At 32.5% G+C, this 25,222-nt stretch carries 41 protein-coding genes; 26 read left to right on the top strand and 15 right to left on the bottom strand.

The features are described from left to right. Window positions 1-62 precede the first annotated feature (62 nt). Window positions 63-860: a TIGR01548 family HAD-type hydrolase gene (locus O5637_RS02930; protein ID WP_269605973.1), complete on the bottom strand. Its 798-nt coding sequence runs from the start codon at window positions 858-860 to the stop codon at window positions 63-65. 858 nt (window positions 861-1,718) lie between these two features. Between O5637_RS02930 and O5637_RS02925 the strand changes: the two genes are divergently transcribed. From O5637_RS02925 to O5637_RS02910, 4 genes are all read left to right on the top strand, one after another. Beyond that, complete coding sequence (locus O5637_RS02925) at window positions 1,719-1,931, top strand: hypothetical protein (RefSeq protein ID WP_269605971.1); 213 nt, start codon at window positions 1,719-1,721, stop codon at window positions 1,929-1,931. A gap of 599 nt (window positions 1,932-2,530) precedes the next feature. Then, window positions 2,531-2,746, top strand: a complete 216-nt coding sequence (locus tag O5637_RS02920; protein WP_269605969.1) for a hypothetical protein — start codon at window positions 2,531-2,533, stop codon at window positions 2,744-2,746. A 2-nt stretch (window positions 2,747-2,748) separates the two neighbouring features. Then, on the top strand, window positions 2,749-3,012 hold the full coding sequence (locus tag O5637_RS02915) for a DUF1651 domain-containing protein (RefSeq protein ID WP_269605967.1): 264 nt from the start codon (window positions 2,749-2,751) through the stop codon (window positions 3,010-3,012). Window positions 3,013-3,255: 243 nt separating this feature from the next. Next, a complete protein-coding gene (locus O5637_RS02910; RefSeq protein WP_332299754.1) occupies window positions 3,256-3,432 on the top strand; it encodes a DUF4278 domain-containing protein in 177 nt (58 codons plus the stop codon). Between the two features lie 105 nt (window positions 3,433-3,537). On the opposite strand, the gene O5637_RS02905 is transcribed toward O5637_RS02910, so the two are convergent. Further along, on the bottom strand, window positions 3,538-3,702 hold the full coding sequence (locus O5637_RS02905) for a hypothetical protein (RefSeq protein WP_269605966.1): 165 nt from the start codon (window positions 3,700-3,702) through the stop codon (window positions 3,538-3,540). A 786-nt stretch (window positions 3,703-4,488) separates the two neighbouring features. Between O5637_RS02905 and O5637_RS02900 the strand changes: the two genes are divergently transcribed. Genes O5637_RS02900 through O5637_RS02890 form a run of 3 tightly spaced genes read left to right on the top strand, consistent with a single transcriptional unit; the run spans window position 4,489 to window position 7,854 of the window. Further along, window positions 4,489-5,706 (top strand): FkbM family methyltransferase, encoded by a 1,218-nt coding sequence (locus O5637_RS02900; protein WP_269605964.1) that lies wholly within the window; start codon window positions 4,489-4,491, stop codon window positions 5,704-5,706. Between the two features lie 47 nt (window positions 5,707-5,753). Then, complete coding sequence (locus tag O5637_RS02895) at window positions 5,754-7,454, top strand: tetratricopeptide repeat protein (RefSeq protein ID WP_269605962.1); 1,701 nt, start codon at window positions 5,754-5,756, stop codon at window positions 7,452-7,454. 4 nt (window positions 7,455-7,458) lie between these two features. Further along, window positions 7,459-7,854, top strand: coding sequence for a DUF6165 family protein (locus O5637_RS02890; protein WP_269605960.1), 396 nt, complete (start codon window positions 7,459-7,461; stop codon window positions 7,852-7,854). A gap of 911 nt (window positions 7,855-8,765) precedes the next feature. On the opposite strand, the gene O5637_RS02885 is transcribed toward O5637_RS02890, so the two are convergent. Next, window positions 8,766-8,987: a hypothetical protein gene (locus O5637_RS02885; RefSeq protein ID WP_269605958.1), complete on the bottom strand. Its 222-nt coding sequence runs from the start codon at window positions 8,985-8,987 to the stop codon at window positions 8,766-8,768. Between the two features lie 100 nt (window positions 8,988-9,087). On the opposite strand from O5637_RS02885, the gene pip reads away from it, so the two are divergent. Further along, window positions 9,088-10,038 (top strand): prolyl aminopeptidase, encoded by a 951-nt coding sequence (gene pip, locus O5637_RS02880; RefSeq protein WP_269605956.1) that lies wholly within the window; start codon window positions 9,088-9,090, stop codon window positions 10,036-10,038. Window positions 10,039-10,130: 92 nt separating this feature from the next. Here pip and O5637_RS02875 read toward each other — a convergent pair whose 3' ends face one another. After that, on the bottom strand, window positions 10,131-10,355 hold the full coding sequence (locus O5637_RS02875; protein WP_269605954.1) for a hypothetical protein: 225 nt from the start codon (window positions 10,353-10,355) through the stop codon (window positions 10,131-10,133). A gap of 789 nt (window positions 10,356-11,144) precedes the next feature. Here O5637_RS02875 and O5637_RS02870 point away from each other — a divergent pair. From O5637_RS02870 to O5637_RS02860, 3 genes are all read left to right on the top strand, one after another. Further along, window positions 11,145-11,321 (top strand): hypothetical protein, encoded by a 177-nt coding sequence (locus tag O5637_RS02870; RefSeq protein WP_269605952.1) that lies wholly within the window; start codon window positions 11,145-11,147, stop codon window positions 11,319-11,321. 471 nt (window positions 11,322-11,792) lie between these two features. Beyond that, window positions 11,793-12,026 carry a DUF1651 domain-containing protein gene (locus tag O5637_RS02865; RefSeq protein WP_269605949.1) on the top strand — a complete coding sequence of 78 codons (234 nt, stop codon included), beginning with the start codon at window positions 11,793-11,795 and terminating at the stop codon, window positions 12,024-12,026. Window positions 12,027-12,213: 187 nt separating this feature from the next. Then, window positions 12,214-12,498 (top strand): hypothetical protein, encoded by a 285-nt coding sequence (locus tag O5637_RS02860; RefSeq protein WP_269605947.1) that lies wholly within the window; start codon window positions 12,214-12,216, stop codon window positions 12,496-12,498. Window positions 12,499-12,692: 194 nt separating this feature from the next. On the opposite strand, the gene O5637_RS02855 is transcribed toward O5637_RS02860, so the two are convergent. The 7 genes from O5637_RS02855 to O5637_RS02825 all read right to left on the bottom strand — a co-directional run bounded on the left by O5637_RS02855 (window position 12,693) and on the right by O5637_RS02825 (window position 15,559). Then, on the bottom strand, window positions 12,693-12,833 hold the full coding sequence (locus O5637_RS02855; protein WP_269605945.1) for a hypothetical protein: 141 nt from the start codon (window positions 12,831-12,833) through the stop codon (window positions 12,693-12,695). Next, window positions 12,833-13,081 carry a hypothetical protein gene (locus O5637_RS02850; RefSeq protein WP_269605944.1) on the bottom strand — a complete coding sequence of 83 codons (249 nt, stop codon included), beginning with the start codon at window positions 13,079-13,081 and terminating at the stop codon, window positions 12,833-12,835. Before O5637_RS02850 ends, O5637_RS02855 begins: the two co-directional genes overlap by 1 nt. Before the next feature lie 23 nt (window positions 13,082-13,104). After that, window positions 13,105-13,434, bottom strand: coding sequence for a hypothetical protein (locus O5637_RS02845; RefSeq protein WP_269605942.1), 330 nt, complete (start codon window positions 13,432-13,434; stop codon window positions 13,105-13,107). Between the two features lie 576 nt (window positions 13,435-14,010). Further along, window positions 14,011-14,391 (bottom strand): hypothetical protein, encoded by a 381-nt coding sequence (locus tag O5637_RS02840; RefSeq protein ID WP_269605940.1) that lies wholly within the window; start codon window positions 14,389-14,391, stop codon window positions 14,011-14,013. A 135-nt stretch (window positions 14,392-14,526) separates the two neighbouring features. Further along, window positions 14,527-14,940: a DUF1499 domain-containing protein gene (locus O5637_RS02835; RefSeq protein ID WP_269605938.1), complete on the bottom strand. Its 414-nt coding sequence runs from the start codon at window positions 14,938-14,940 to the stop codon at window positions 14,527-14,529. 192 nt (window positions 14,941-15,132) lie between these two features. Continuing rightward, window positions 15,133-15,303 carry a hypothetical protein gene (locus O5637_RS02830; RefSeq protein ID WP_269605936.1) on the bottom strand — a complete coding sequence of 57 codons (171 nt, stop codon included), beginning with the start codon at window positions 15,301-15,303 and terminating at the stop codon, window positions 15,133-15,135. A 58-nt stretch (window positions 15,304-15,361) separates the two neighbouring features. Further along, window positions 15,362-15,559 carry a hypothetical protein gene (locus O5637_RS02825; RefSeq protein WP_269605934.1) on the bottom strand — a complete coding sequence of 66 codons (198 nt, stop codon included), beginning with the start codon at window positions 15,557-15,559 and terminating at the stop codon, window positions 15,362-15,364. A gap of 36 nt (window positions 15,560-15,595) precedes the next feature. Here O5637_RS02825 and O5637_RS02820 point away from each other — a divergent pair, with 36 nt between their 5' ends. The 3 genes from O5637_RS02820 (at window position 15,596) to O5637_RS02810 (ending at window position 16,834) form a co-directional block, all read left to right on the top strand. Further along, window positions 15,596-15,799: a hypothetical protein gene (locus tag O5637_RS02820; protein ID WP_269605932.1), complete on the top strand. Its 204-nt coding sequence runs from the start codon at window positions 15,596-15,598 to the stop codon at window positions 15,797-15,799. A 6-nt stretch (window positions 15,800-15,805) separates the two neighbouring features. Continuing rightward, on the top strand, window positions 15,806-16,012 hold the full coding sequence (locus tag O5637_RS02815) for a hypothetical protein (protein WP_269605930.1): 207 nt from the start codon (window positions 15,806-15,808) through the stop codon (window positions 16,010-16,012). Between the two features lie 345 nt (window positions 16,013-16,357). Continuing rightward, window positions 16,358-16,834 carry a hypothetical protein gene (locus O5637_RS02810; protein ID WP_269605929.1) on the top strand — a complete coding sequence of 159 codons (477 nt, stop codon included), beginning with the start codon at window positions 16,358-16,360 and terminating at the stop codon, window positions 16,832-16,834. Window positions 16,835-16,893: 59 nt separating this feature from the next. Here the strand turns inward: O5637_RS02810 and O5637_RS02805 are convergent, their stop codons facing one another. After that, complete coding sequence (locus O5637_RS02805) at window positions 16,894-17,178, bottom strand: inward rectifier potassium channel (RefSeq protein ID WP_269605927.1); 285 nt, start codon at window positions 17,176-17,178, stop codon at window positions 16,894-16,896. Window positions 17,179-17,363: 185 nt separating this feature from the next. Here O5637_RS02805 and O5637_RS02800 point away from each other — a divergent pair, with 185 nt between their 5' ends. The 8 genes from O5637_RS02800 to O5637_RS02765 all read left to right on the top strand — a co-directional run bounded on the left by O5637_RS02800 (window position 17,364) and on the right by O5637_RS02765 (window position 20,306). Continuing rightward, the gene (locus tag O5637_RS02800) at window positions 17,364-17,738 is read left to right on the top strand and encodes a hypothetical protein (protein ID WP_269605925.1); all 375 of its coding nucleotides are present in this window, start codon (window positions 17,364-17,366) and stop codon (window positions 17,736-17,738) included. Between the two features lie 603 nt (window positions 17,739-18,341). Further along, entirely contained in the window at window positions 18,342-18,581 is a 240-nt protein-coding gene (locus O5637_RS02795; RefSeq protein ID WP_269605923.1) for a non-structural protein (NS2)-like protein, read from the top strand. Between the two features lie 7 nt (window positions 18,582-18,588). Continuing rightward, complete coding sequence (locus tag O5637_RS02790; RefSeq protein WP_269605921.1) at window positions 18,589-19,320, top strand: type 1 glutamine amidotransferase; 732 nt, start codon at window positions 18,589-18,591, stop codon at window positions 19,318-19,320. A 34-nt stretch (window positions 19,321-19,354) separates the two neighbouring features. Further along, complete coding sequence (locus O5637_RS02785; protein ID WP_269605919.1) at window positions 19,355-19,555, top strand: hypothetical protein; 201 nt, start codon at window positions 19,355-19,357, stop codon at window positions 19,553-19,555. 133 nt (window positions 19,556-19,688) lie between these two features. After that, window positions 19,689-19,895, top strand: a complete 207-nt coding sequence (locus O5637_RS02780) for a high light inducible protein (RefSeq protein ID WP_269605917.1) — start codon at window positions 19,689-19,691, stop codon at window positions 19,893-19,895. 20 nt (window positions 19,896-19,915) lie between these two features. Beyond that, entirely contained in the window at window positions 19,916-20,035 is a 120-nt protein-coding gene (locus tag O5637_RS02775; RefSeq protein ID WP_011294968.1) for a high light inducible protein, read from the top strand. After that, a complete protein-coding gene (locus tag O5637_RS02770) occupies window positions 20,035-20,181 on the top strand; it encodes a high light inducible protein (protein ID WP_269605758.1) in 147 nt (48 codons plus the stop codon). Before O5637_RS02775 ends, O5637_RS02770 begins: the two co-directional genes overlap by 1 nt. After that, window positions 20,121-20,306: a chlorophyll a/b-binding protein gene (locus tag O5637_RS02765; RefSeq protein ID WP_332299753.1), complete on the top strand. Its 186-nt coding sequence runs from the start codon at window positions 20,121-20,123 to the stop codon at window positions 20,304-20,306. The genes O5637_RS02770 and O5637_RS02765 overlap by 61 nt, the downstream gene beginning before the upstream one ends. Before the next feature lie 137 nt (window positions 20,307-20,443). On the opposite strand, the gene O5637_RS02760 is transcribed toward O5637_RS02765, so the two are convergent. From O5637_RS02760 to O5637_RS02750, 3 genes are all read right to left on the bottom strand, one after another. Next, window positions 20,444-20,620: a hypothetical protein gene (locus O5637_RS02760; protein ID WP_269605913.1), complete on the bottom strand. Its 177-nt coding sequence runs from the start codon at window positions 20,618-20,620 to the stop codon at window positions 20,444-20,446. A 117-nt stretch (window positions 20,621-20,737) separates the two neighbouring features. After that, window positions 20,738-21,130 carry a DUF3804 family protein gene (locus O5637_RS02755; RefSeq protein ID WP_269605911.1) on the bottom strand — a complete coding sequence of 131 codons (393 nt, stop codon included), beginning with the start codon at window positions 21,128-21,130 and terminating at the stop codon, window positions 20,738-20,740. Window positions 21,131-21,272: 142 nt separating this feature from the next. Then, complete coding sequence (locus tag O5637_RS02750) at window positions 21,273-21,488, bottom strand: hypothetical protein (protein WP_269605909.1); 216 nt, start codon at window positions 21,486-21,488, stop codon at window positions 21,273-21,275. 441 nt (window positions 21,489-21,929) lie between these two features. Between O5637_RS02750 and purT the strand changes: the two genes are divergently transcribed. The 4 genes from purT to O5637_RS02730 all read left to right on the top strand — a co-directional run bounded on the left by purT (window position 21,930) and on the right by O5637_RS02730 (window position 25,132). Then, entirely contained in the window at window positions 21,930-23,093 is a 1,164-nt protein-coding gene (gene purT, locus O5637_RS02745) for a formate-dependent phosphoribosylglycinamide formyltransferase (protein WP_269605908.1), read from the top strand. 58 nt (window positions 23,094-23,151) lie between these two features. After that, window positions 23,152-23,343, top strand: coding sequence for a hypothetical protein (locus tag O5637_RS02740; protein ID WP_269605906.1), 192 nt, complete (start codon window positions 23,152-23,154; stop codon window positions 23,341-23,343). A gap of 623 nt (window positions 23,344-23,966) precedes the next feature. After that, complete coding sequence (locus O5637_RS02735) at window positions 23,967-24,137, top strand: DUF4278 domain-containing protein (RefSeq protein ID WP_269605905.1); 171 nt, start codon at window positions 23,967-23,969, stop codon at window positions 24,135-24,137. Window positions 24,138-24,862: 725 nt separating this feature from the next. Next, window positions 24,863-25,132: a hypothetical protein gene (locus O5637_RS02730; protein WP_269605904.1), complete on the top strand. Its 270-nt coding sequence runs from the start codon at window positions 24,863-24,865 to the stop codon at window positions 25,130-25,132. Window positions 25,133-25,222 lie beyond the last annotated feature (90 nt).

Raw genomic sequence — 25,222 nt, 5'->3', positions numbered from 1 at the left:
ATATAGATTTTTTTTGGCAAACTGAATAATTCGAGGAATAAAAAATTACATTATTGACTTATCTATTGGTTTATGAACAAATTTAGAATTTCATTTCTTAAATTGCCCATCGATTTAATAATCAAGTCTGCACCTGCTTTTCTCAACTCTGATTCATATCTGAGTCGTTTCTCCTTACTTGAAGCTACATGTAAATGTGGGGGGGCAATAGCGAGACTGATAAATTTCTGATCAGGGATTTTAATTCGAGCATTTATAATTGTTTTAACATCTGCAACAGTATCTCCAATATATGCAATTGGAGGGTTTGAGAAGCCTAAAGGTTTTTTTGAAAGTTTAGAAGATAGTGAAATAAATCCTGTTGGATCAGGTTTTTCAGGCGCTTCACCCATTGCAATCAAGGGAGCAGAGGCTAAGCCGAGCCTCTGCTCTAAGACGAATTTCGCTGATGGTAGTTCAGCTCCACTTACGAAACCCCAACCAATTCTTCGCTGGGTTAATTCATCAAAAAGTGTTTGATTTACTAATAATGTTTCATCTTTAATAAAACCTGACCATTCACTAGAGTCATGGTTTGGATCTCCACCAAAATAAAAGTTTTCAAAGCATTCAATTAATACTTTTCTAGACGGAGCTGAAAAAGAAAGATTGTTTTTTTGTACATGTCTATTGATCATTTCTAGGCTCAAATCCCAATCATTGTTCCAGCAGCCTTCACTTTTTATAGAATCAATATCTTCTATCGAGGGTCTCCACCCACAAAAAATATGTACAGTTTCTTGGATAGCTAATCGATAGCTGTTGGTTACGTCACGAATAACCCCATCGATATCAAATAAAATTAGGCCAATATTATTCATTATTGAGGTTTTTCTAATCAAAAATGTTCAATCGAATTTGTTATTTAGTTGAAGCTTAAGTTCTAATTCACGATCTTTGAGACTTTTTTCATTTTTAATAATTCTATTACCGATCCAGGCAATTCCCATCCCAAATATCACGGGTATACCAATAGTTGAAAATCTTGTAATGCTATTCATGCGTTTTGCTAGATAATGAAGAAGATTTTGTTTGAGTATTCTTTGAAGTTACCAAGCAATTTTGAAAATTAAAATATTAAGTGAATTTCAACTTGTTTTGGTTCTTCTTAAATCTCTCCATAAGCAGGCCATCAAATAGAAATAACCAGCCATAGCAATTATGAAAAATGATGTCATCAGCTTTGCTGTGCAGTGGAAATTTGAAAAATTGAGGCAGAACTACCTACTAAAAAGATTGCGAATAAAATTATGTGATATGGAGTAAGCATGATAAAAATTAAGGACATTAAGAATTTAACCAACGAACTATTTCGATGTTGTGGTGCAATGCGAAGTTTTTTGGGGTGGTTACACCAATATTTGAGAATATGAGGTACAACCATATTGAATAAATTGGAATTTAATGGTTGGTTTCCTTTTCTTAATACTTAAGCCAGTACTCTTTTTGATGTTGAAAAAATTTTTCAAGAAGCAAATGAAAGCTTTTATTATCAGTGCAATTGAGTGGCTAGTTCTTCAAACAGACAATGACTTAGACGACAAGATTCTTGCCAAGGTGAAAAGAGGAATGAAATTAGGTGTCGTTTGATCAAATGCATGAGCAAAGGGTAAATGGATTTAATACATTGACTCCATGCAAAATACATTTATGGTTTATTTGTTAGGTGACTGCAAGCTATGACTGAAAAATATGAAACGAAGTGGTCACCCACTGAAGTTCAAATAGATAACATCATTATTCCAGCAATGCAGGAAACTGCTCAACAATACGCTAATTATGCTAAGGAGCTCCAATGTCCTCCAGCTTTTATTGCACTAATGCTTCGAGATATTGCCGATACTTTTGAAGAAAATGCAATTACAAGCGAAAAAGGTTGTGATTGTTGTTAAAACACGTTCAACTCGTCTACTAATAAAATTTCAGATAGCTAATTATTCAATTGTATCTGTTAAGGCAAATTTCTTGAATACTTTTTCTTATTTGCCAATTAAGCACATGTAACGAGGAATACCCGAACTTTTTGTGTACTGCTTGCCTTGGTCCTCGCATTGCGACATGTTTTTCATTTCTATTTTTTCTATTCCGTAAGTACTGTTTTGAAGGATCAACCAAAAACTTTCGGCTTGTGCATTCATGGCTGTCAAAAATAAAGCCGATGAGAAAAATAATCAATAGCGTTTCATAGATCGTCTCCAAATTTCCAACTCTATCCAGAATTAATTCAAGTTTTTGGAGGGATTTCCTCTTTTTTACCCGAACTGGTTAGCCCTACCTGAACCGACCTTTAGAAATAGATAATTACTGGTTATGTTCTTGGTATTGGTTCAAATTTTAAAAACATTTAGCAATGACAGCAATTAATAAAATTATTGCCGCTAAGCTTTTAGTCCTAATAAACCTTCCTGTTTTGCTTTTAATAGCAGGTATTTACCAAATAGGTACCGCAGTAATAGTTTAATTACTACTTTTACTGATTTTTTTAGTAGTTATGGAAAAATGGATTCCGTCCCAAAAGCAAAAGTCAGGTTTAATAAGTAGATCATTCGAATTCTTTATTGATGAATTAGCTGAATTGCAGGATGAACTTGATTGCCCAGATGAATTCATATGTGATTTCCTTGAAGTTGTTAAAAATCGTTGGTCTTCAGATAGTTGTCATTCAAAGGCACGGCAGCATAAAAGAGATAATCCAAGCTCCTACTGAAAATGCAAAATGAAAGTTGGCTAGTAAAAAAAGATCGAGTCTGGGCAATGAGGTTTTTTAAAGATAAACACCCTGACGAAGACGGCACTAAATATATAAGGATTCACTACGCTTGCTGCAGGAACAGATTCCTTCACGGCATTACTCCCAATGTTCAGTTGTGTGAAAGTGAGAAGTTAACTTATGAAACAGCAAGAGTCTTATGGTTGTGCTCGGTGGAAGCAGAATGGGAAGTTTCTAAGAAACCTTTATGGGTGACTTATTAATGCTTATTAACAAAATATTTTTAGCTGAATTCTTATTCAGTTTGATATGTACGAAAAAATGATTTAGAAATTTGAGTATATACCACCAGATGGTTTTGTATCGAGATGAACTACATGTGCCTGTATTTAATTACATAATGTTTTTTGTAGCAACCACTACCAAAACGTTCAACTCGCTACATTGCGAGCCGCATTTCGATTCAAGCCAAGGAACGGGGACTTGAATCAACATTCGGAGTATGGATGATGACAACTCTTCTTTATCGTGGACATAACTATGTCCAACACAAAGAGCAAAAAGCGCCAAAAGATTGTGTTGAGCTGACTTACAGGCGTAATCACTACAACACATGCAGAAGCGATGCTAAGTCTGAGCTAAATACGCAAATGGCTTATCGTGGTCATCGCTATCAGCATTAGTTTGAAAACTCTTTTTATAAGTCCCTGCTAGCCAGGGATATTTTTTTGCTTAGATTATTCTTGCTTGGATTAGACAGTTGTTAACTCTTAAAAAGTTTATTATCGTTATCCCTCGTAATCTTTGCATGTAGATGCTGTTGGATGATTACTACATTCTTTGTCCCAAAACTCATCTCTAGTTTCATTGGGAACGGTGTAAGAGAAGTCATGCATTGTTCGAATATCACTTAGGGCATTTTTGATCATGTTGAAAGGAGCTCTTAGTTTCATAACCCTCCATGTCGGTATATAGATGTTCTAATCGATTTTGCTTTATTTATACACCTCGGCTTTTACTCAAGTAAAATTAACTAGAGTTGATTAACGAATTAAAAATTAATTATATGACTAGTTCCTCTTTTTATAAATTTACTATGTTAAATATCAATAGTATGTGGTTATTGTCTATTCAAAAAATAAGCTGATTTATTTATCGTGGATGGTTGTGTTGTAATGAAAAATGAAGAAATGAGCGCTTATAAAACCTTTTAGTTCTATTTACTAATCACAATAGATGAAAAGGTTCTATTCATGACCTCTTATCACATAAAAAGATGATTTTCAAACATACTTGATATATAACTTCAGATTCTTTTGGTGCCACGTTAGAGACTCTAAAATCATCAATTAATATTAAAGGTTTTTTTATGCTTATTGCAAAAAAGACAAACTATATCCACTTCTTTTTAATAAATAATAATAAGTTGCTATCTTTTTTATTCAAAAATAATTTTTCATATGGTTAAAGAATTTCATAAGAAACTATTATAGCTATTGCATAAATAATTATAAGCTAGTGACATAAAATATTATTGCATTTAGCCCTAATGATCTTCCGAAGTCTACATTCATTAAAAAAATAACTTCTACTGGAGCATATTCTTTTTTATATTCTAGCTACAGTACGATTTGATATTTAACTAGCTGTAGAATTCTTAATTGATCATTCATTTATAATAAAGTCTTCTATATACTTATAGTATGTTTTGCTATTTATGCAAATAAAGTTATGATTAGATGGAATTAATTTCAGGAACTATGGATAGTGGCAAGGAAGAGGATAACAAGAGAAAATATAATAGATTTGAAGTTAATCCAGTACCCGTTCCATTTAGGGAAGTGAAGCAAAATTTTACTATTAATACTAATATACATAATAGAATGTCTAAAAAGGAAATTATTTCCCAAGCTTTTAAATTTCATTCGCAAGGCAATACTAAAGAAGCAGTAAAATACTATAAATATTTCTTGGACCAGGGTTTCACTGATGCAATAGTTTTCTCTAATTATGGAATGATATTGAAAGATCAAGGTCGATTAGAAGAAGCAGAGGATTTTCTACGTAATTCGATTAAATTAAATCCTTATTTTGTAGAAGCCTACTCTAATTTGGGAACAATACTAAGAAGTCTTGGTGAATTAAATGAAGCAGAAGAATTTACTCGACAAGCTATAAAAATTAATCCTGATTTCGCTGGTGCACATACTAACTTGGCACTTATACTTAAAGATCTTGGTATGTTAGAAGAGTCTGAATTACAGAAAAATATAGGAATTAATATTGATTTTATAAATAATATTAGTAATAAATCTAAAAATCTTTGTTTAAAATATTTAACTTTATCAAAATCACAATTTAGACAAGATTTATTTGTCTTAAGTGAGTTGAATTTTAAGAAAAAAGGGTTTTTCGTGGAATTTGGAGCTTGTGATGGAGTGATTAGCTCTAATTCATATTTGTTAGAAAAATCTTTTGGTTGGGATGGTATTCTTGCTGAGCCAGCAATATACTGGCATGATAAATTAATAAAAATGCGTTCGGCCATAATAGAAAAGAAATGTTTATGGAAAGATTCCGATGAGCATATTTTGTTTAATGAGACTGAGGACTATAAACAACTCTCAACAATAAATTCCTTCTCTGATTTAGACAACTCTAAATGTTATAGAACTAATGGTAATAGGTATAAAGTACCTACAATTTCACTGTTAGATTTATTAGATAAATATAATGCTCCTAAATCTATAGATTATTTATCTATAGATACAGAAGGGAGTGAATTTGAGATATTAAAGTCTTTTGATTTTAGTAAATATAAATTTAAGGTTATTACATGTGAACACAACTTTACTAATATCCGTGAGAAAATCTATAATCTTTTGATTAATAATGGATATAAACGAAAACTCAAATTGATTTCAAAAGTTGATGATTGGTATGTTTTAGATGAATAAATCTAAATTATACTGAATTTAATCTTTGCTTTCTCTATAATTAAAAGATGGATGGTTTTGCTAAAAAGGTTTCATCTACTAAACAAATCGATACTATCACTACCTATCCTGTACCATTTTCTTTGGATAGGATTTCAGGTAATATAACTATTTATACTAATTCGTTTTCTAAGCTCTCAAAAGAGAAGATTATTTCACAAGCATTTAAGTTTCATGCTGAAGCTAATATAAAAGAAGCAATAAAGTATTATCAATACTTTATTGATCAAGGTTTTTCTGATCCAAGAGTTTTCTCTAATTATGCAATTATATTGAAAGATCTAGGTAATTTAGCAAAGGCAGAACATCTTCTTCGTAAATCTATTAAAATAAATCCAAACTTAGTTGAAACTCATTCTAATCTGGGAATAGTACTGAGAGATCTTTCTAAATTAGAAGAAGCTGAAATATCTCTAAAAAATGCCATTAAGCTACAACCAAATAATAAAGAAATTCATAACATTTTGGGGCTAATATTGAAAGACTCAGATCAATTAAAAGCTGCTGAAATTTCACTACGTTTAGCTCTTAAACTTCAGCCTGATTATGCAGATGCTCTGATTAATTTAGGCGGAGTATTGCTTTGTCTAGATGATTTGCGGGCGGCAGAATCAGTAACTAGAAAAGCTATTGAACTTGTTCCCAATGACCCCGGTCCTCATTTAAATCTAAGCAATATACTCAAACAGCTTGGCAGAATTGATGAAGCTGAAATTTCAGCGCGAAAAGCGATTTCGCTAAAACCGGACTATTTCAATGCTTATTTTAATCTTTCATTAATCGAACTTTTAAAAGGTGACTATAAATCAGGGTTTAATAATTACGAATTAAGATTTAAAAAAAATAGCCCGCCAGAACTTCATGGTAATCCAGCAGTAAAAAGAATTGAAAATAAAGATTTAAAAGGAATTGACAAACTTTTAGTTATTTGTGAACAAGGTTTAGGTGATACTATTCAATATATGAGGTATATCCCTTACCTTAAAAAAACAGGTATAGAAGTCACATTTTGTGCGCAAGAAAAATTACATTCATTAATCCAGTCATCATCTATTGATTCTAATCCATTAACTCCAGAACAATCTAATAAAATTTCAGATAGGCAATGGATTTCACTATTATCATTGCCTAAATATTTAAAAGTTAGAGAAAATAATCCAATCATCACAGAACCATATATTTTTTCGAATGATGAATTGATAAAGAAATGGAGGGAAAAATTATCTAATGAAATAAGACCAATTATTGGTATTAATTGGCAAGGGAATCCAACTACTGAAAATTATTCATACATAGGAAGATCATTACCTCTAGAAACTTTCTCTACTCTTGTTAGAAATCATGATTTTAAATTCTTATCTCTGCAAAAGGGATATGGTTCCCAGCAATTCGAGACTTGCTCTTTTAAAAATAAATTTGTTGATTGCCAACCTTTAATTGATAAAACAATGGATTTCTTAGAGGATTCAGCAATTATTCAGAATTGTGATTTGGTAATAACTTGTGATACGTCCATTGCTCATTTGGCTGGTGGAATTGGAAAAAAAGTGTGGTTGTTGTTAAGAGATATACCTTTTTGGACTTGGGGCCTTAATGGAGAGAAAACTCCTTGGTATCCGTCAATGAGAATATTTCGACAAAATCAAAGGCATGATTGGGATGAAGTGATGAAAAGAGTTTCTAGTAAGCTATCTACAGAACTAGAATAAAGTTATGAATAAACAAAGTAACTTCGCTTCTCATATTCTTTCTCCAATATCTCTTGGGGAACTATTAGATAAAATCACAATTCTGGAGATTAAGAGAGAACATATGACCAATCAAAAACTGGAAAATGTAATTAAAGAACATCAATTTCTCCAAAAGGTCTTAAACGATCAAAATCTAGAAGTTGATTTAAATCTATTTCAGTCTCTTAAAGAAATTAATCATCGTCTATGGGGAATAGAAGATGAAATTAGGATCAAAGAACGTAATCAAGAATTTGACTTAGAGTTTATTGAATTGGCTCGATCTGTCTACAAAGTAAATGACAAAAGAGCTGAGATTAAAAGAAAAATAAACGAAAAGTATAATTCTTATCTTGTTGAAGAAAAACAATATAATTAGTCAATTTAAGAAGATCTTTTTGAAGATGTAAATAAAAGATAATAATAATAAAAGATTTTAACTCTATTTTATTATTATTGATTTTTGATTTCTCAAATCTTGTAATGCGTGAGGTTTAAAGATGCATTACCCTCTTTGGCTAATCTATATCAAGAATTATATATATTTAAATTATTTCTTAAGAAACGAATTTGTTTTTATAAAACTCTTTGACTCGTTATCTGTGGAAATTATCAGTCAGGAAAAGAAAGATATTATGATGCTAGTCCTTCGGGCTTATCGTTGAATTGACAAACTTCAATTCCATATAAATAGTTTGATATTTGTGAGAAATTTTGCAGTTATAATAAAAAACGGTCTGTGCAGACTCAGACCGTTAGTGAATTACTTCCTTCCTATATAAATACATTTTTTTAGTTAGTGCGATAGTAAGGAATACCCAAAAAATTTCTTTAAGGACAAACTTACTCTGTATTAATTGGAATTAGCACTGATAAAGGAAGGTGGCTCAAATTTATTTTGGAGTTTGAAAAATTTATTTACTATATTTTTTAAAAAGGATCCAAAACCTAGATCGAAAAAAATATATAGAAATAGGGAATAGCAAAAAACCACATAGAAGATCAAATGACATATGAATGTGTCTATGAGATCAGATTCGTTTTGATTAGTTGATTGTTCTTCAACATCTATCTTGGGTGACTTGAAATCACTTATTGAATTAGTTGCTATTGACTCAACCCACCCAAACTGAGCTAATTCTTGATCGATTATTTTTAGCGCTGAAGTCATAAAAAATGAAGAAGTATCAAATATTCACTTTTTATCGTGTTAAAAATTAAGTTCTAGGCAAACGTTACATTTTTTGGTTTTTATCATATTTTTGCTTGAAGACGAACACATGATTCCAGTTAATTTCTTCCATTGCATCTTTGAACGGCAAGCATATTTGCATCCGAATGATTCTTTTCTGATTTCCAAATCTTATTTGAAGTTTGACCAATACAAACAACTTCAGCTGCATTTTTTATTCCCACTGGTACTTGAGTTAAAGCCAAGATCATTAAGGCAAAACCTGTTCCAGGTGCATGAATATTAAACCGAAAGCTTTTGAGCCAATTTTTTTTAGGCATTGATCAATTCCTTTTTAATTATCCTTTATAGCTAAATTTGTTATGTATGCTTGAGTTGAATGAAATGTCTCAAAAACAAAAGACGAAAATTTAATTAAAAATGTTATTTCCAGAAATAGAACCTAAGGAAGTAGGGATTTTAAAAGTGAGCTCTCTACACTCAATCTACTGGGAAAGAAGCGGCAATCCAAATGGATCCTCTGTTTTGATTGTTCATGGCGGCCCCGGGGGTGGGAGTAGTCCTTCCTATAGAAGATATTTTGACCCAAAAAAATTCAATATTGTTCAATTTGATCAAAGAGGATGTGGTAGATCTTCTCCTCATTCTGAGTTAAAAGAAAACTCGACACATCATTTAATTGAAGATATTGAAAAATTAAGACAGCTCTTGAAAATTGAATCATGGCACGTCTTTGGGGGGTCATGGGGCTCAACATTAAGCTTGATTTATGCTATTCAACACACGGAAAAAGTTTTAAGTCTTACTCTTAGGGGTATATTTTTGTGCAGAAAAACCGAATTAAGTTGGTTCTATCAAAAAGGTGCAAGTGAGATTTTCCCTGAAGAATTTGATCTTTATAAGTCTGTTATTCCCCATAATGAGAGAGGCGATTTGATTAATGCTTTCCATAAGAGATTAACCAGTCAAGATAGGTCTGAGAGAGCCAAAGCGGCGCATGCTTGGACGCGATGGGAAATGTCAACTAGCTTTCTCATGCCAAAGGAATTATCCATTAAAAAAGCGGCAAATGATAATTTCTCAGATTCTTTTGCGCGTATAGAATGTCATTATTTTGTTAATAACATTTTTTTAGAGGAAAATTATATTTTAAAAAATATCACTAAGCTAAAAGATATTCCTGTTTCGATTGTACAGGGTAGATATGATGTGGTTTGTCCAATGAGAAGTGCATGGGATCTGAAAAAATCATTGCCCTCTTCAAAACTTTATGTAATCGATAGTGCAGGACACTCAATGAAAGAGATAGGAATTTCTAAAAAATTAATTGAGTTGACGAATGAGTTGGTTAATTCCTCATCTAATGTCTAATCTTAAGTAGCTGTTATATAATCTGAATTTCATTTAATAAATTCTACACACATTAGAAATTACAACAAAATCTTTTAAATCCCTTAATTGATTTAATCTTGCTTGATATCTTTGTTTAAATCTCCAATAGCTTTTACTGGGAACTTCATACCCTGTCTCCATACAGCTGTAATTATTAAAGCAATGAAGGCAATAATTGGTATGAATCTAAGTACTTCCATCGTTGATGGTTCTGCAACTAAAGATTTAAAAGGATCACTAAGAGATACGGGCACGACCTCGTATGAATTTACTAGTTCATTTAGATCTACTTGCATTTTTCTTGGTGGATTATTACTGAACCTTATAAAAAAAAATTGCGTATATTCTTTTGATTCGTTTGTTTGTGATTTTGATGTAAAAAATATACTTATATAAGTATATAAAGCTAATCCTTTGGGTGATTTAAATTTTATCAACACGCTTCCTTTGCTTTATGGATACTCTGATTAACTTCATATTTGAACTTTTTGCTTATTCGATGATTTATTTGGTCAACCCTGAAAAGAGAAAGAACCAAGTAAAGATAATTATATTTAGTCCAATTGTTAAAGATATTGCGATCACTTTATAAGTTTCTCCAACCTCCTCAGATTCTTGATTGAGCTTTATTCTTTTCATTTCGTTTGTTTGTAAAAAAAATTCTAATTCCCACATTCACCAACGCTATAGCTGGAGTGATGTCATTTCCCTTTCACTTAATAACATGAAGTGTTCTTTTGAAACGGCTTTGATTCTTCCTCCTTTAAGTCTAAGCAAGTCATGATGTATTTCAGTAATTTCAATAGAAGTGGGAGTATTTGCATTTGAACTGTGGAATTACCTGTTGTGAAAATATGCATGAGAAGTACTTAGATGATTTTCTAACTCTGCACGCTTTTATAAGGTCAATATCTTTATACCAACTTCAATTATCTTTCTAAAATCATAAAAAATATTATACTTGAAACTTTTACATTTATTTTTATTAAGTTTGTTTGTTTTGCACTTGATTCAATGTCAATGGATTTATTTACTGATTGATAAAACTTTTTTCAGTAGCTAAAAATGTATAGTTACACATTCATATGACTAGAGCTCAAATTGCAGCATCTCCTTTGCCAAAAGGCTCAACTGTAGTGAAAATCATTGAACGAAGTTGGGGCATTGAAAGGTGCTATGTAACACCAGATGGTGAGAAGGTTTGTACCCCAGCTACATTTTCAACAAATCATCGCAACTTAGATTGGACTTGCTTTGCTTAAAAAGTTTTCTAGTCAAAAACATCAAAAATAATTTAATAACTGTTCAAATCGAATTTTGATTTTGAAATCCATTATTTGATTCTTTCTTAATCTGTTTTCTCTTTTTGACATCTGAAATATTGATGCTGAATCTTATTTTAGTAGAATTCCAGAAATGATCGCATGGTAGGGAGTAAACATTTTCTAGTTTTGCTTTTAACTGAAACTATCTATTCCAATACATCTTATCTTGTAGTTCAATGCGAAGACTTATAGCGTCGTTACACCTATACGTTAAATTTTTACTTGATCTTAAACTTAGACATATGTATTTAATTATCAACATTATGAAATTGTTCACTCCCTTCAGCATTCCTATAGCTGACAAGAGATCTCTTCCTAAACGAAATAATAAAGTTACATCTAAAAAGTCACACTAAAAATACGAACATCTTTTTGCAGTATTCTTTTACTATTAATTTCTGTGATCGTATGAGAAGAGATGGTTGGATTATGGAAGTGAATGGACTATGGGTACTGAGGTTTCGTTATGATTGGGAGAGTTGGGATCAAAACCCTAAGGTTTGGATTGAGAGAGGAAGGCTTGAATCAAATGGACCCCCACTTTTAAAAGATCGTAAAAGGATGAGAAGAGGATTGGCAGTAAAACTATGGAGAGAATTATTATCAACTGGATGGAGACGTGTTGCTCCGCAGTGGGATTAATAATCAAAATGATAAATTTCTCATAATCTCCAAATTAGATTAGTTTTGTTTTTTATCTATTCCTCTTCAAAAGATAAAAATCAGTTCAACGTTTGATTTCGAAGACTACTTAATGTATAGATTTTGAACATCTCTTCGCTATTTAAAAGTAAATTTATTAGGTTGGATTTTCAAATAGCAAATAATCATGACATCGGACATTGAATACTATAAGCAACTGTCTAAAAAGGTTAGTACAAAGCAAGATAAAATTAATTTTTTTGATCAAAATCAAAAGGCATTTTACGTAGATATTTATTCTGATACTTGGTCAAAGATGATGGAGGAATATGCTAAAGCTGAGAATCTAAGTTCGGAGCAATTGAATGAAATTGAGGAAATGAAATGGGTTGAGATGCCTGAAGTTTTGAAGCTTTTTGCTTATGATTTCTGTATTCTTAATGGATTTGTTTTCACTGGAGTGGGTAAGTAGTGAATACTGATTAATCTGCGATTAATAATATTTAGGCGCTTATACCTGTGAATAATTTACCTCTTTACGTTTTAAGTAGATTGTTTGTTTTTATTGTGATTGCTTTATTAATTCGTCAGATGTTTGTTAACTCTGGTTTCATTGAGTTCTAATTGGTATACGCACAAAGCTTTTTGATTTTCAAAGTATGCAATTTATTTCTTCTTTTTCTTCCTTTTGCTTTTTGGCTCAAATCCGTCTTTGAAGTCAGAACCGGATTTATTAAACCAAGCCAAGAAGACAGCAATAGATGTTCCAATTAATGCAGCAATACCCCATTGAGATATTTCATCCATTAGCAAAAAATTTTCTTTCCAGTGGCTGAATAATAGTAGCAAGTACCATCAGCCCCGATATAGAACATACGGTTTTTGTATTTTGACTTTGAAAATTGTTCAAGTCTTCTTTCATGCATGTCAAAGTTTTTTGTATTTAACTCTGGATTCCGTTCTCTTTGTTCATTGGTTCCCTCTTCTGCATTCCATGCGAATTTTCTTATTAGCCAAATTGAGGCAATAAAAAAAACAATAACTAATGCATTCATTTATTTTTGTATGAGAAAAGTTGTTAGCAATAGTCCCTCAACTCTCTCCATTTATCTAGTCCTGCTTGAAGATTCTCCATTTCAGTTTTAGAACCATTTGTTTTAAATGCTTTAATCAACGACTCTGTAGCTTTGATTCCATAGCTAGCAGCTTCTCTTTGCCTTGCACAAACTTTGTCTCTGGATCCATCTTTTAAATCTGTCTCAATTTCTTTCAGTATTTTGCTTGCTTTCTCTTGTTTTTGATAAAAATCGCTTAAATACATCTCAAATTCGGACTCAGCATTAGCTGATATGACTGAAAAAAATAAGAGAACCAAGGATATTAATAATAGAGGAAATAAGCGTTTCATATTTTCATAATGGCGATCTTGCTAATCTTCACAACCTATTTATATGCAATGTTATATGTGGAACCCGAACACGCAGCACGTATCAAATGTTTACATGAAATCAAATCAATTTTACCTCTGCGTTTTTACACGTAAACATTGGGAATTTGTTCTTTTTATTTACTGTGCTTCATTAGCATGCTTCGCTAGTTGATATATATTTAAATGAACTCACTAAATGAACTATTTCAAAAACCCTTGGCAATGACATTTGCATTTCTGGTTTGTACTTTCATTACTGATTCTGTGGTGAGCAATTTAGTATGAAGATACCTTCGACAAGTTTAAAAAGAACACTGGACGTGACGACGAAGGACACTTTCCGAAGGATAAAAGAATTAAGTGAGAAAGACAGTCAAGCATTATGAGAGGAATACAAAGAATGGATAGACGATAGTGAAGGTGGGAATAGACACCCTCATGTTCTATATATGAATCAGATGCAACCCAAAAGTTAAAAAGATCATTAAAAAGGGGCTTAAGTTGCCCCTTGATAATCGTCTGACAATCAGAATTTAATAGTAGTGTTTAGACCTTTCAAGCAGCTAATAGTTCTTCTTCTGCTGGTAATGCTTGAGTTATTGACTCATCCAATTCATCACTTCCCTTTATTTCTAGAGAGATAACGTCTCCTGATTCTAGACTCGGCTCGACAGTTTGCTCAGAAGCCGTTTCCAGATTGGGTTCCATTTTTACTGACGAGGTAATCTCAGATAGAACCACTTGTGCTAACTCAGCTTCTTTAACAACTTGAGACCATGGGTTAACTGTTGCTGCAATGAAGTCCCGATTTGCTTCTGTTTTGTCTCCACGGGTGATGAGTAAGAAAGGAAGGGCAACGGTAAACAGACAAAAAATGGCTAGGAAAAAGTTGGCGATGGCCATTTCTCTACCAGGTTCAAATGCTGCTAGAAGCATAAAAATAAAAGCAATTTGTTAAAAAATCACTTACTTTTCACCCTTAAGCCATACCTTCGCAAACAAACTTAATCGAAAAATTTATTATGTTCAAAATCAATGACTTTACATGGGTATTTAAATTGATTTTATGTGTCAGTTAGTGATGTCTCTTTCTGTCATTAGACGATAAGCAAAATCATCAACTCTCTTCTGATTCACTCCATTATCTCCAACTCCTACTCTTGATTCTGATCTGACTTGAATAATACCTCTTTCTGGAATTGCTTTCAGCAGTAGATCATCTGTATATCTTCTCCATTTTGTCTTCGCTTCAGCATGAATAAATGAATCAGTCTTTTCAACTATTTTTGTTCTGGCTGTGTCAGAGACAATTTTGGTTGCTTTTTTAAAAGCATTTTCTAAATCAGTTACTTTAAAGTCTTCTCTCACGCAGTGAGTTATTACAATACACTCTGGCAGATCAGTTGTTATTGCATTTGCTTTATGGGGGGTAATCGTAAGAACAACAAGAATTGAAAAGAAGAAAGTTAAAAATCGATTAATCATTGATCCAAAAGATCTAGTAAAATTAATTTAAAACAATACAAATAAATATATACCAGGTAAAAATTAAATGTGGATTAAATCTACGACTTTTAGGGATTTATGGCTTGAAATTTAGATCTGTCAAAGCTGGTAAAAAGAATTATGAAAAATTATGGATAAGAAAGTATTTTCTGAACCCATCTGAGCATTTTTTTAACTTGCTAATTCATTTCCCCATTCTTTGTGTTTTCTATCTAAATCTACTATTGAATTTTTTTGAGCATTAAGTATTAGTAAGCGATGAACTAGTTCGATTTTGGTTTCAGTTACCTCTTCTGAGTAAAACTTTAGAGGTTGTTCTCCAAGCAAATTGTCGCCGCTCATTAAATGAAATTTTAAATCATTGGTTTTTTAGTATGAAATCAAGAATAAACAATGGTTTTTAAGGTTTTTTTTCTTTTTGTGTTACATCAATCTTGCTGGTTGTCCCTACCTTTACCATGCATTTAGCAAGAGTAGATGTGGTTACGATTTTATTGTTATCTATTTCCCTTACATAACTTGCTTTCAGAAGTTTTAGCTTTGTAAGTACTGATAGTTTGTAACGTTCCATTTCTTCTTCCCATCCTGGCGGGTTCACACCAAGCTAGTTCTTCAGTTCCTGTTTGATTTAGTAATGCATCCTGTTTTTCATTCTGAATTTATAGGTCTTGATTGGCCCATTCTTTTTATTGGTCACATCATCATGTTCTTGTCTTTAACTGTAAGACTTGATTGGTCATGGATTCCGTTAACGGATCATGAAAAATTATGCGGTTCTAAAGGTGATACATATCGAGCTCAAGTGAGTTCATTGGAGAAAACTTATGAAAATAGCTAAAACCAAATGAAATTTCTTTTTGTGCTACCAATATCCCTTTTCTTTTTATTCCCCACAAAATCTAATGTAACAATAACTGATCAAGTAAGTGCAGTTTGTGAAAGTTTTGCCTCCGGTAAAATAGATGCCCTTAAAACCATAGAGGCTTTAGATCTAAATATTGATGATTATTCAATAGGCGTGAATAATGCTGCAAAATTATTTTGCACGTAGCTTTTGAGTTCTTTTTGTTAATTATACCTACTACATTTTGATCATTCTTGATCTTCGACTCAGAAATTGTGTTTGAAATATAATTTGATGTTTATACAATTAATATGGCTTAAATACTTCTGGGTTTGTTATTTTTCTTTCTTTAGTAATATTATTTACATGATGTGGATCAAATATCGATCTAGGAACATTACTTTCATCTGGTTTTTAATCGATAGCACATAATGAAACAGACTTATACACTTGTGAAGTATAAGTTCTACATGCATAACACTGATGTGAAAATGCATACCCAAGTAAATGTAATTTCTAATTTTCTTTAATTCTCGTTCTCACTAAACAGACATGAATATCTCTCAATCATCGCCTTTGTATGAATATTGGAATTCTGATCAAGTCGAGAGTGATGAAAACAAGAGACTTTTAAAGCTTAACTCTAAGGAACCTGCTTCTAACCTTTTTAGGAATGAACCCTACAAATGGGAGAATCTCTATCAAAGCGTTCTTAGAAACGTTATCAGTGGAGATGATTCATCAATAAAAGGATTGATGGTTTTGTTGTCTACAATCAGTACAAGGGAGAAAAATATAGTCCTTAACTCACTAGAGGCTTTGTTAGATAAGCATGTAATTTATAAATTGAGATATGAAAAATATCAAGATATAAAGTCTAGAAAAAATTTTTATACTGCCTTTAGAATATTGTTGGCTATTTTTATCAATCCATATAATTTAGAACTTAAAAAAGAACCAAAACATCTTTATGAGAAAACAGGAATGTTTTTTTATAACTTTAGAAAGATAGTTTTATCAAATAAGTGATTTTAAATTTCTGGTGAAACATTTCAAATCTCTAAAATTTTAATCTTAGAGAAGGATAACTATTGGAGAGAAAATTTTTCAATTAATTTTTTTAGTTGTTCTGTTCGAGAGTTTTTTTGTGGTCTGGCATCATCAAGTACTGCTGCACAACATAATTGCCATGATGAACCATCTTTTAATTTCAATTCTTTAGAAATATTGACTGGAGCACAGGTTAAGGAAGTTATTTCATCGATATGCTCTAGAGTCTCCCAAAGTTCACTCTCTAAGAAATCTAGTTCAACTTTTGAGAGGAGTTTAGTTGCTATAAAATCTTTGATTAAATCTGTAAGCTCTAAAGACATTTTTCAATTTAATGTAATCGACAAAACCATAGTTTTAATGGAAAAGGCAGTTTGTAAATATTTATTTGATTTTGAGGATAGCACTTTTCTAAATGATTTAATTACGAGCTTATTTTCAAATTCAATCCTTAAAACTTATTTCGGAAAACTATAATAAGAAAAGAAACTGCTTCCTGAAATAATAAATGAGCATGGAGATTACAACTGAATCTGCCAAAAAGGCACAAAAAGAAGCTGAATGGGCATATAACAAAGCGATGGAAAAGTTCTATTATTCAATGTTGGAGGTTGTTTTCTTAAGGATTAAAAGTCATCTATCGACGCATGGACTAAGGAAAGTGGTTGAGATAGATCAAAAAAGAGCTAACAACGAAAATATGGGAGTTGAATTTAGTCAAAAAACTTGGTCGGTATTAGCTGAAGCATGGACGGGTGCAGAGAGTTTGGCTATGACAAATATCGCTGAACTTTATGGGCTGGAGATATCTGATTTGGACATATCCAAAATTCAAAAGCTTGATGGAAATGACAGTTCTCCAAAATGCACTCCATCAAAATAACTTTGATGTACATTGAATCTGTACTAAATACTTTCACTGATTAATGTGAAGTTGCAACAATTAAAAAAATTCTTGAAAGAAAGAAAAAAGCTACTCAAGCAGAAATATCTTAAGAAACTTGTTGAAAAACAACAAAACTAGCTTTGACTTGAATGAGTGGTATTTATTCCTATGTCGTATTAGTCTAGGTATATGACATATTATGGAAAGCCAAATTATATTCAATACTATGAGTTGTTTGACGACAACATTGATCCGTGCGAATTAGAGTATGAGAAGGAAAAAAGTTTAGTGATTCTGTTCACGAGAAATTTTATAAAATGTCAAATCATAATTTAATTATCGGTGGATCGGAGTCCGTTGCAAATTTAAATAAATCTGAGAGATGCTCAGATGGTTTTTGCTCATTAACAGATGAAGAACTCAAGCAACTTTAATCAAACGTAAATTAAGAAAAATATGCATTTTAATGATCATTTTTTTATTTATTTAGAAGCGCTTACTTTTTTTCTTTTGTCTACAATGTTTCTCCTTTTGTATAAAAGCAATAAATGGTTCCAACACTCTAGAGCTTTATCTAAAAAAGATGATTGAATTATCCATATGAAATATCTACTATTATTGACTGTCTTTTTAGGTCTAAGCATTCCTTCGGAAGCAGTTACTACCCGAATGTTTAAAGTTCTAGATACTTGTGCAAGATATAGGTTGAAAGAGAAAACTGCTTTAGTTGCAATAAAAGACCTCAAGCTCAAATATGAGGGTAATGATGAAAGTGAGGCAGAGCTATTCATCAAGTTGTATTGCTCGGTTTTTACTCCAAATGAAAATGTAGATTTTTAATTTATTTATGAGTCGTTTACTTGTTCTCCAGCATTTAGAACGAGAGCGACCCGGACTGTTTGTCAATCTTGCTAAGGAAAGAGGATTTAGTGTTTGTATTTTTCGTTTGGATCTAGGAGACTCTCTTCCAGAACTTAGGAATGGAGATTTACTTTTGGTGTTGGGTGGACCTATGGGTATAAGAGACATTGGTGCTTCAACTTATCCATGGCTTGTTGAGGAAATTGGTCTAATAAAAGAAGCTTTAAATCAAGGCGTTGGATTAATAGGAGTATGCTTGGGTGCTCAACTTTTAGCGTATGCAGCTGGTGGTGATGTTGAAATGATTCAGGAGGAGGTATCTCATCAACCATTAGCTGAAATAGGGTGGGACTATATCTTTCCTCAATCACTAGAGGATAACTTCAAGCTGACAAGACTTTTAAGACATCCTTTCCCTGTTTTGCATTGGCATGGAGATAGAATTTTATTGCCTCATTCTGCAGAGCTTATCGCTAGTAGTTGTAGATGTAAGGAGCAATTATTTAGTATTGGTCCATTAGCTTATGGGATGCAATTTCACGTTGAGATTGACGATGAGATGGTTAATACGTGGATTTCAGAAGATCAGAAATTTATTTCTTCAGCATTAGGGGCAGAGGGTCAATCCATTTTAAAACAACAACAAAAGGAATTTGGTCATAAAACATTAGATTCTAGATTAGAGTTTTTAAACATTTTATTTGACCTATTAAGCTAAGTAAAATTTTTAGCTGCTTAAAATATTTACTAAAATGATTGATGACTTCACACTGGCGCAGTGCAGAAAAGATAGGGAAGTTCTCCAATTAAAAATTAAAAATCTTGAGCATGGTATCAATGAAGCAGAAAAAATGATTTCGGAGTCAAGTATGAATGATGAGGCATTAACTTTTTTAAGAAGAAAAGTAGCAGAATCTAACCAGGATTTAGCAATTCTATATTTAATCCATTAAGTAATCTTCATTGGAATTGTTTTGTTGAAAATCCACTTTAAGTTCTTCATGAAGTGAGTAAGCCGTACCCGACCGTATCTTCCACTTAGAAAATTCATACTTTACATTTGTTCACATCAACGCAATTCCAGCAATGACAAGTTCATCTCCATCTCAAGTAATCACTGAGTACGGCAAGCAAAACATCTTTGGCCGTGAAACACAGCCTCAGCTTGTAGAGGACTACACCAGCTATCCAGAGGAAGCAGAAAAGACAAATGGCCGTTGGGCAATGATCGGAATGTTCAGCCTTTTGGTTTCATACTTCGCAACAGGTCAAATCATTCCTGGAATTTTCTAAACCAATAACTACTCATAACAATGCAACCATCTAACAAAACAATCCTAGAAAGAAGCATCGGCAGACCAGCCATGATGGCATTCGTTCTACTAACAGGTATCTACCTGACAACTGGTCAACTTATCCCAGGTGTCGTTTAATGAAAAACCAAATCACTGAAACTCCAAGAGTTGAAGAAGGCAAAGTTATTGCTGAAAGACTAAATGGCTACGCAGCATTTGTTGGATGTTGGGCACTAATCGGTGCATATCTAACAACCGGTCAAATCATTCCAGGTGTTGTGTAATGAACAAAGAAACAAACTACTGGAAAACAGCAGAGCAAATGAATGGCCGTCTCGCGATGATGGGTTTCTTTGCTGCAGTGATTAATTACGGAATAACAGGCTGGATTATCCCAGGAATTGTATAGTCCGAACTTCCAACTCTAAATTAAAAGCCTCTTGTCTGTGATTACGGAAGGGGCTTTTTTAATGGATTTTTTGTTTGATTAACGAAATGCAAATTAATTCGGTAATATTGATGTTTATCAACTTGATGTAGTTATTTCTATTTGATTCTTGTGTCTAGGATCAATATATCTTCTACTTTGCAACTACCATTAAGCCATTCTCTAAACTCTTGAGCAATTGCTAGTCTTTCCCTTTTAGGTAGCTTTTGGGCTCTAATTAGGAGCAATGTCATTGAATCTGCAATCAACTCTTCAACATTTGGCTTTTCTTGCATTTACGACTATTAACTTTTTCTCTTTTAAATTATCTATCTTGTTGAATGATGAGTACTTCAGACGTAAGGATATATATAGAATTTACGAACACTTAACCATTAAGAAGGAAATATAAATTAGTCGTTCCACAAAGTCATATCTGACTGGCCTGAAGATCTTTGCATCCACGCTACTTTCCATTTATCATCAATCTTTTTAAAAATCGAAGTTACTGTAGGGAGGTCATCATTTTGAGTCCCTTTATAAGTAAATTTTGAGCCTAGGGTGAAAACGCACATTGCAGCATTTGAACCTAAGAATTCAAATTTGTGCACCTTTGTGACTTCCGCGCTTTCTAATACAAGATCTCCTGAGGACCACATCTCTTGAAAACCTTTTGCGTCAATGGGATTCCCACTTGGTCTTATAAATAAAAAGTCAGGGGTTGCATTGTCTAAAAAGAATGATCCCATTCTCTCTGTTGAGGCAAAGGCTTCTAGGATGGATAGGATTTCTTCTTTAGAAGACATTGATCAATTAAAACAATAAACTAGGATTACAGATTTGCTCAATATTTGGATGTTTTCTTTGCCATCTTTTCTTGGTGTGCTGACAATATGAAACTATCCTTTCATAGAGAAATACTAAAATAATTGATTTTAAGTAGAGATTTTAGGCAGCTTCTTTCGACAAATCATTTTGGAAAAGAGATATAACTTCACCTTTTGGTGTTTTATAAACTCTCTCTACAATTTCGCCTTCAGTAATGATTACTTTAGTATTCATTGAACCTGAGGGCAATGTCTTAATAGCTGGTACAAGAGCTTCTTTTAAATCTGGGAACTGATCCAAGTCCTTGAAGTCTTTAATTTTCTTCTTAGCAACCATTCCAATAAATAAGTCGAAGTTATTCCTTCCTTTTAACTAACTTTTCTCCACTCGTAAAGAGCTTGTATAGCCAATCAGCTCTTTATAGGACTAATGTGAAAAATTAGATATAGTTTTTGGATTAGTAATTGCTTTTATAAGCTTGTTTTCATTGTTTTCAAAAGTGTTGTACCTAATGTCCAAAATCAATAGCATTGCAGTACTCAAAAGTAGGTATACAAAAATTACTTGTTGTTGTGGCAATATCATTCTTCCATCTTATTGAGTTGAAAAACAATCGCGAATGATCAATTGATTTTATCCATCAACAACAAGCGCTCTGTTGTACTAAGAATAATTTTCCCCTTTCAGTGTCTCTGTTAATTTCTACTTCCTTTTCTAATAATTAATTCTGTTTGAGGGATATTATATTTATATATTTATTGGCCTATAGATGTGATTATGAACGTTTTCCCAAAGAAAATAATGCTTTTAGGTAGTGGAGAACTAGGAAAAGAGGTGGCAATAGCAGCACAAAGATTAGGTTGTTATGTTATTGCATGTGACAGATATAATGATGCGCCAGCCATGCAGATAGCCGATCAATTTGAAGTATTAAATATGAATAATGGTAGTGAATTAAAAGAAGTTATATATAAATGTAATCCTGATATAATTATTCCTGAAATTGAGGCTCTTGCAGTAGATGTATTAAAGGAAATCGAACAAAAAATCACAGTAATACCAAATGCTAGAGCCACTGCAATAACTATGAATAGAGATAAAATCAGAGACTTAGCTGCTAACGAATTAAATATCAGAACGGCAAAATTTAGTTATGCGATGAATCAATCCGAGCTTAATTTGCGTGCAGAGGAGATTGGTTATCCTTTATTGATTAAGCCAGTTATGAGTTCTTCAGGTAAAGGACAAAGTTTAGTTAATAATAAAAATGATTTAGTCCAGGCTTGGAATTTGGCTATTGAAAAATCAAGAGGTAAATCAAATAAAATTATATTAGAGGAATTTATTGACTTTGATTTAGAAATCACTTTATTAACTATTAGGCAATTTAATGGTAAAACATTATTTTGTGCACCGATAGGACACGAGCAAAAGAATGGAGATTATCAATGTAGTTGGCAACCAGCTACATTAAGTGAAAGTGTTTTAGATAAGGCTCAAAAGATAGCCAAATGTGTCACTGATAATCTTGGTGGAGTTGGTTTGTTTGGCGTTGAATTTTTTATAAAGGGTGAGGATGTGATTTTTTCAGAGCTGTCACCAAGACCACATGACACAGGCTTAGTAACTTTGATTAGTCAAAATTTAAATGAGTTTGAATTACACCTTAGAGCTGTTTTAGGTATCCCAATTCCAGAGATAATTTGTCATGAAGCTTCTGCGAGCAGAGTGATTTTGGCTTCCCTGAAAACTTCAAACATAGCTTTTACGGGACTTGAAGATGCCTTATGTCAATCGAATACAGCTGTATTTATTTTTGGCAAGCCGAGCTCTACTGAACATCGTCGAATGGGAGTAGCTGTCGCAAAAGCTGAAACCCTCGAAGAGGCAAGAATCAAAGCTGATAAAGCAGCTCAATCAGTCCAATTTATAAATGAATAATTTTAATTCAGATTGTTTATCTGATTTCAACAAGTGCAAGTCGATTTGGTTTCTATTTTTGACTGAGTTAAATTGGAATCCAAATGCTATTAATCCTCTTGAGTTGGTCCCTGAATCTTTTTGGCCTGATGTTACGGATCTCTTAATTGAAGCTAGATATATTGGTCAAAGCAGGAATTATTACCTCAAAGAGTCTGATGACTATATGGATTATTTAAGTAAAGGTGGTAGGCCTTTTAAAGCGGATTGAAAATCATACATATTCTTTTAACTGCTTACCAACTTCCTCTAGCCCCATAATTGTTAAAATTTTTGTAACTGGCCTTGCCTAACAAAAACTAAATTACAACAGATTTATGGGGATAGATGATCCAAAACTTCGTTTGTTCATGTTTCTTTTGATTAATTTAATAGTGATAGTAGTTTTTAGAAACTGGGTATTAAATAACGAGGCTTTTGTGTGGTTACTTAATGGTTTACCTTCTTGAAATGCTATGAAAATATTTGATTCAATTTTTCAAAATATTGCTTCATCTGGGTTTAAGCCGTTAGTTAATTTGATAATTTTCGATATTAGAATCCTTTTTTTAGTGCTTTAATGACTTTTGTAAGAAGAGGGAATAGGAGGAATGTTGATTTAGTTTAAAAAAGAAAAAAGAGGATAAATAATTAACTTACTTAGTGATTTAAGGGTGCTTTTTAGTAAGAAATGCAACTATTTCGTTTAACATTGCATAATTAACTGTTTTATGTATCACGAAGAACATCGTTTAAAGATAATTTCTGTTATATTTGATACACGTTCAGCTAAATAACAAGCTGCAGTAAGACTCGAGACATGGAACGGGGTCTTGGGCACTACTAGAAAGAGCAATGACTGTTCTTACTTACAGAGGCCAAGAGTACCTTCAACACAAAGAAGCTACTCCAAAAAAAGTTGTAGAACTTAGTTACAGAAGTAACGTCTACACATCTAGGCAAGCAGAAGCTAAAAAGCAGATGCAAGCATCCTTAACTTACAGAGGTAATACTTACCAAAAGTAATTTAATGGATTTACAAAAGGGGGGGTGATAAAATCCCCCTTTTTTTTATGCTTATTTTCCAAATAAAAAACTAGCTGATTCATAGTTTAGTTCTATGTATTTTTGCCTGAGTTCTATTACTCTGGTTTTATGGGTGGCATCCGATGTAGAAATAAGAATGACTCCGAAATAATCACAATGATTACTCAACAGTCATGGCCTAGTTGCAAGTTGCCTAAAACTCAAAAGGCACTTGAAGCTATTTATTCAATGCTCTGGAAAAGACCAAAGGTGTTTAGATGGTATTACAGGTCAAACTAATAGCTTTATTCAAGGGAAACCGCACACGCAAATCACTTAAAAGTTGTTGAGAATAATATTCGAACCTTTTATTAATTAATGCAAAGATTATTTAAACCTAACAGTAGTTTATTGGCCTTATTTATTTTAGTACCTATTACACCAAGTATTGCAGCTATTACTGTTTTCACACAGTCAGTTTTAAGTGACAGAAGTTCTAATGTAACGTCTATTTCTCATCATGAACAGCGAGTGGTTGATGCTACTAGCTATTAATGACTACTTTGCTCTTTTAGTTACCAGTAAAACTTACTATATGAATTTATTCTTTGCTCATTAAAGCTTTATTTAAAGTCTTATTAATTTTATCCTGATCTTGGTTTAAATACTCTTTACGTCATCAGATCAGTAGGTTACAAGTCAGTAAGTAACAGCTTTCTCAAAGTATGGTTTTAACGAAAAAGTTTAAGGCCTTTGATGACGCAATCTTAGATCTGCATCCTGAGTTAAAAGAGGTTCTTAAACCTAATGATCATTATCCAGAGCTAGAGATTCTTCTGAAAAAAAGATCTGTAAATCTACCTTCTGGATCCTTGAATACGAAGGTAATTATTAATGATGGAGAAATTGTCGAACGCGTATTCAAGACACCCATGGGCCAACTCGTCTCGTTATTTTCAAAACCATCAAATGTAATTCTTGACAAAGTTGCTTGATAAGTGATTTTCAACTAACCATGGTTTATTAGATGTGAGATTCAAGCTGGAGATGATTTAAACGCCTTTTATTTATACAGGTCTCTAAAC

It is taken from the genome of Prochlorococcus marinus str. MIT 0917 (assembly GCF_027359575.1).
GTDB lineage: Bacteria > Cyanobacteriota > Cyanobacteriia > PCC-6307 > Cyanobiaceae > Prochlorococcus_B > Prochlorococcus_B marinus_D.
The sequence above is the reverse complement of the archived record's forward strand: the minus strand, read 5'-3'. Positions and strand labels throughout refer to the sequence as shown.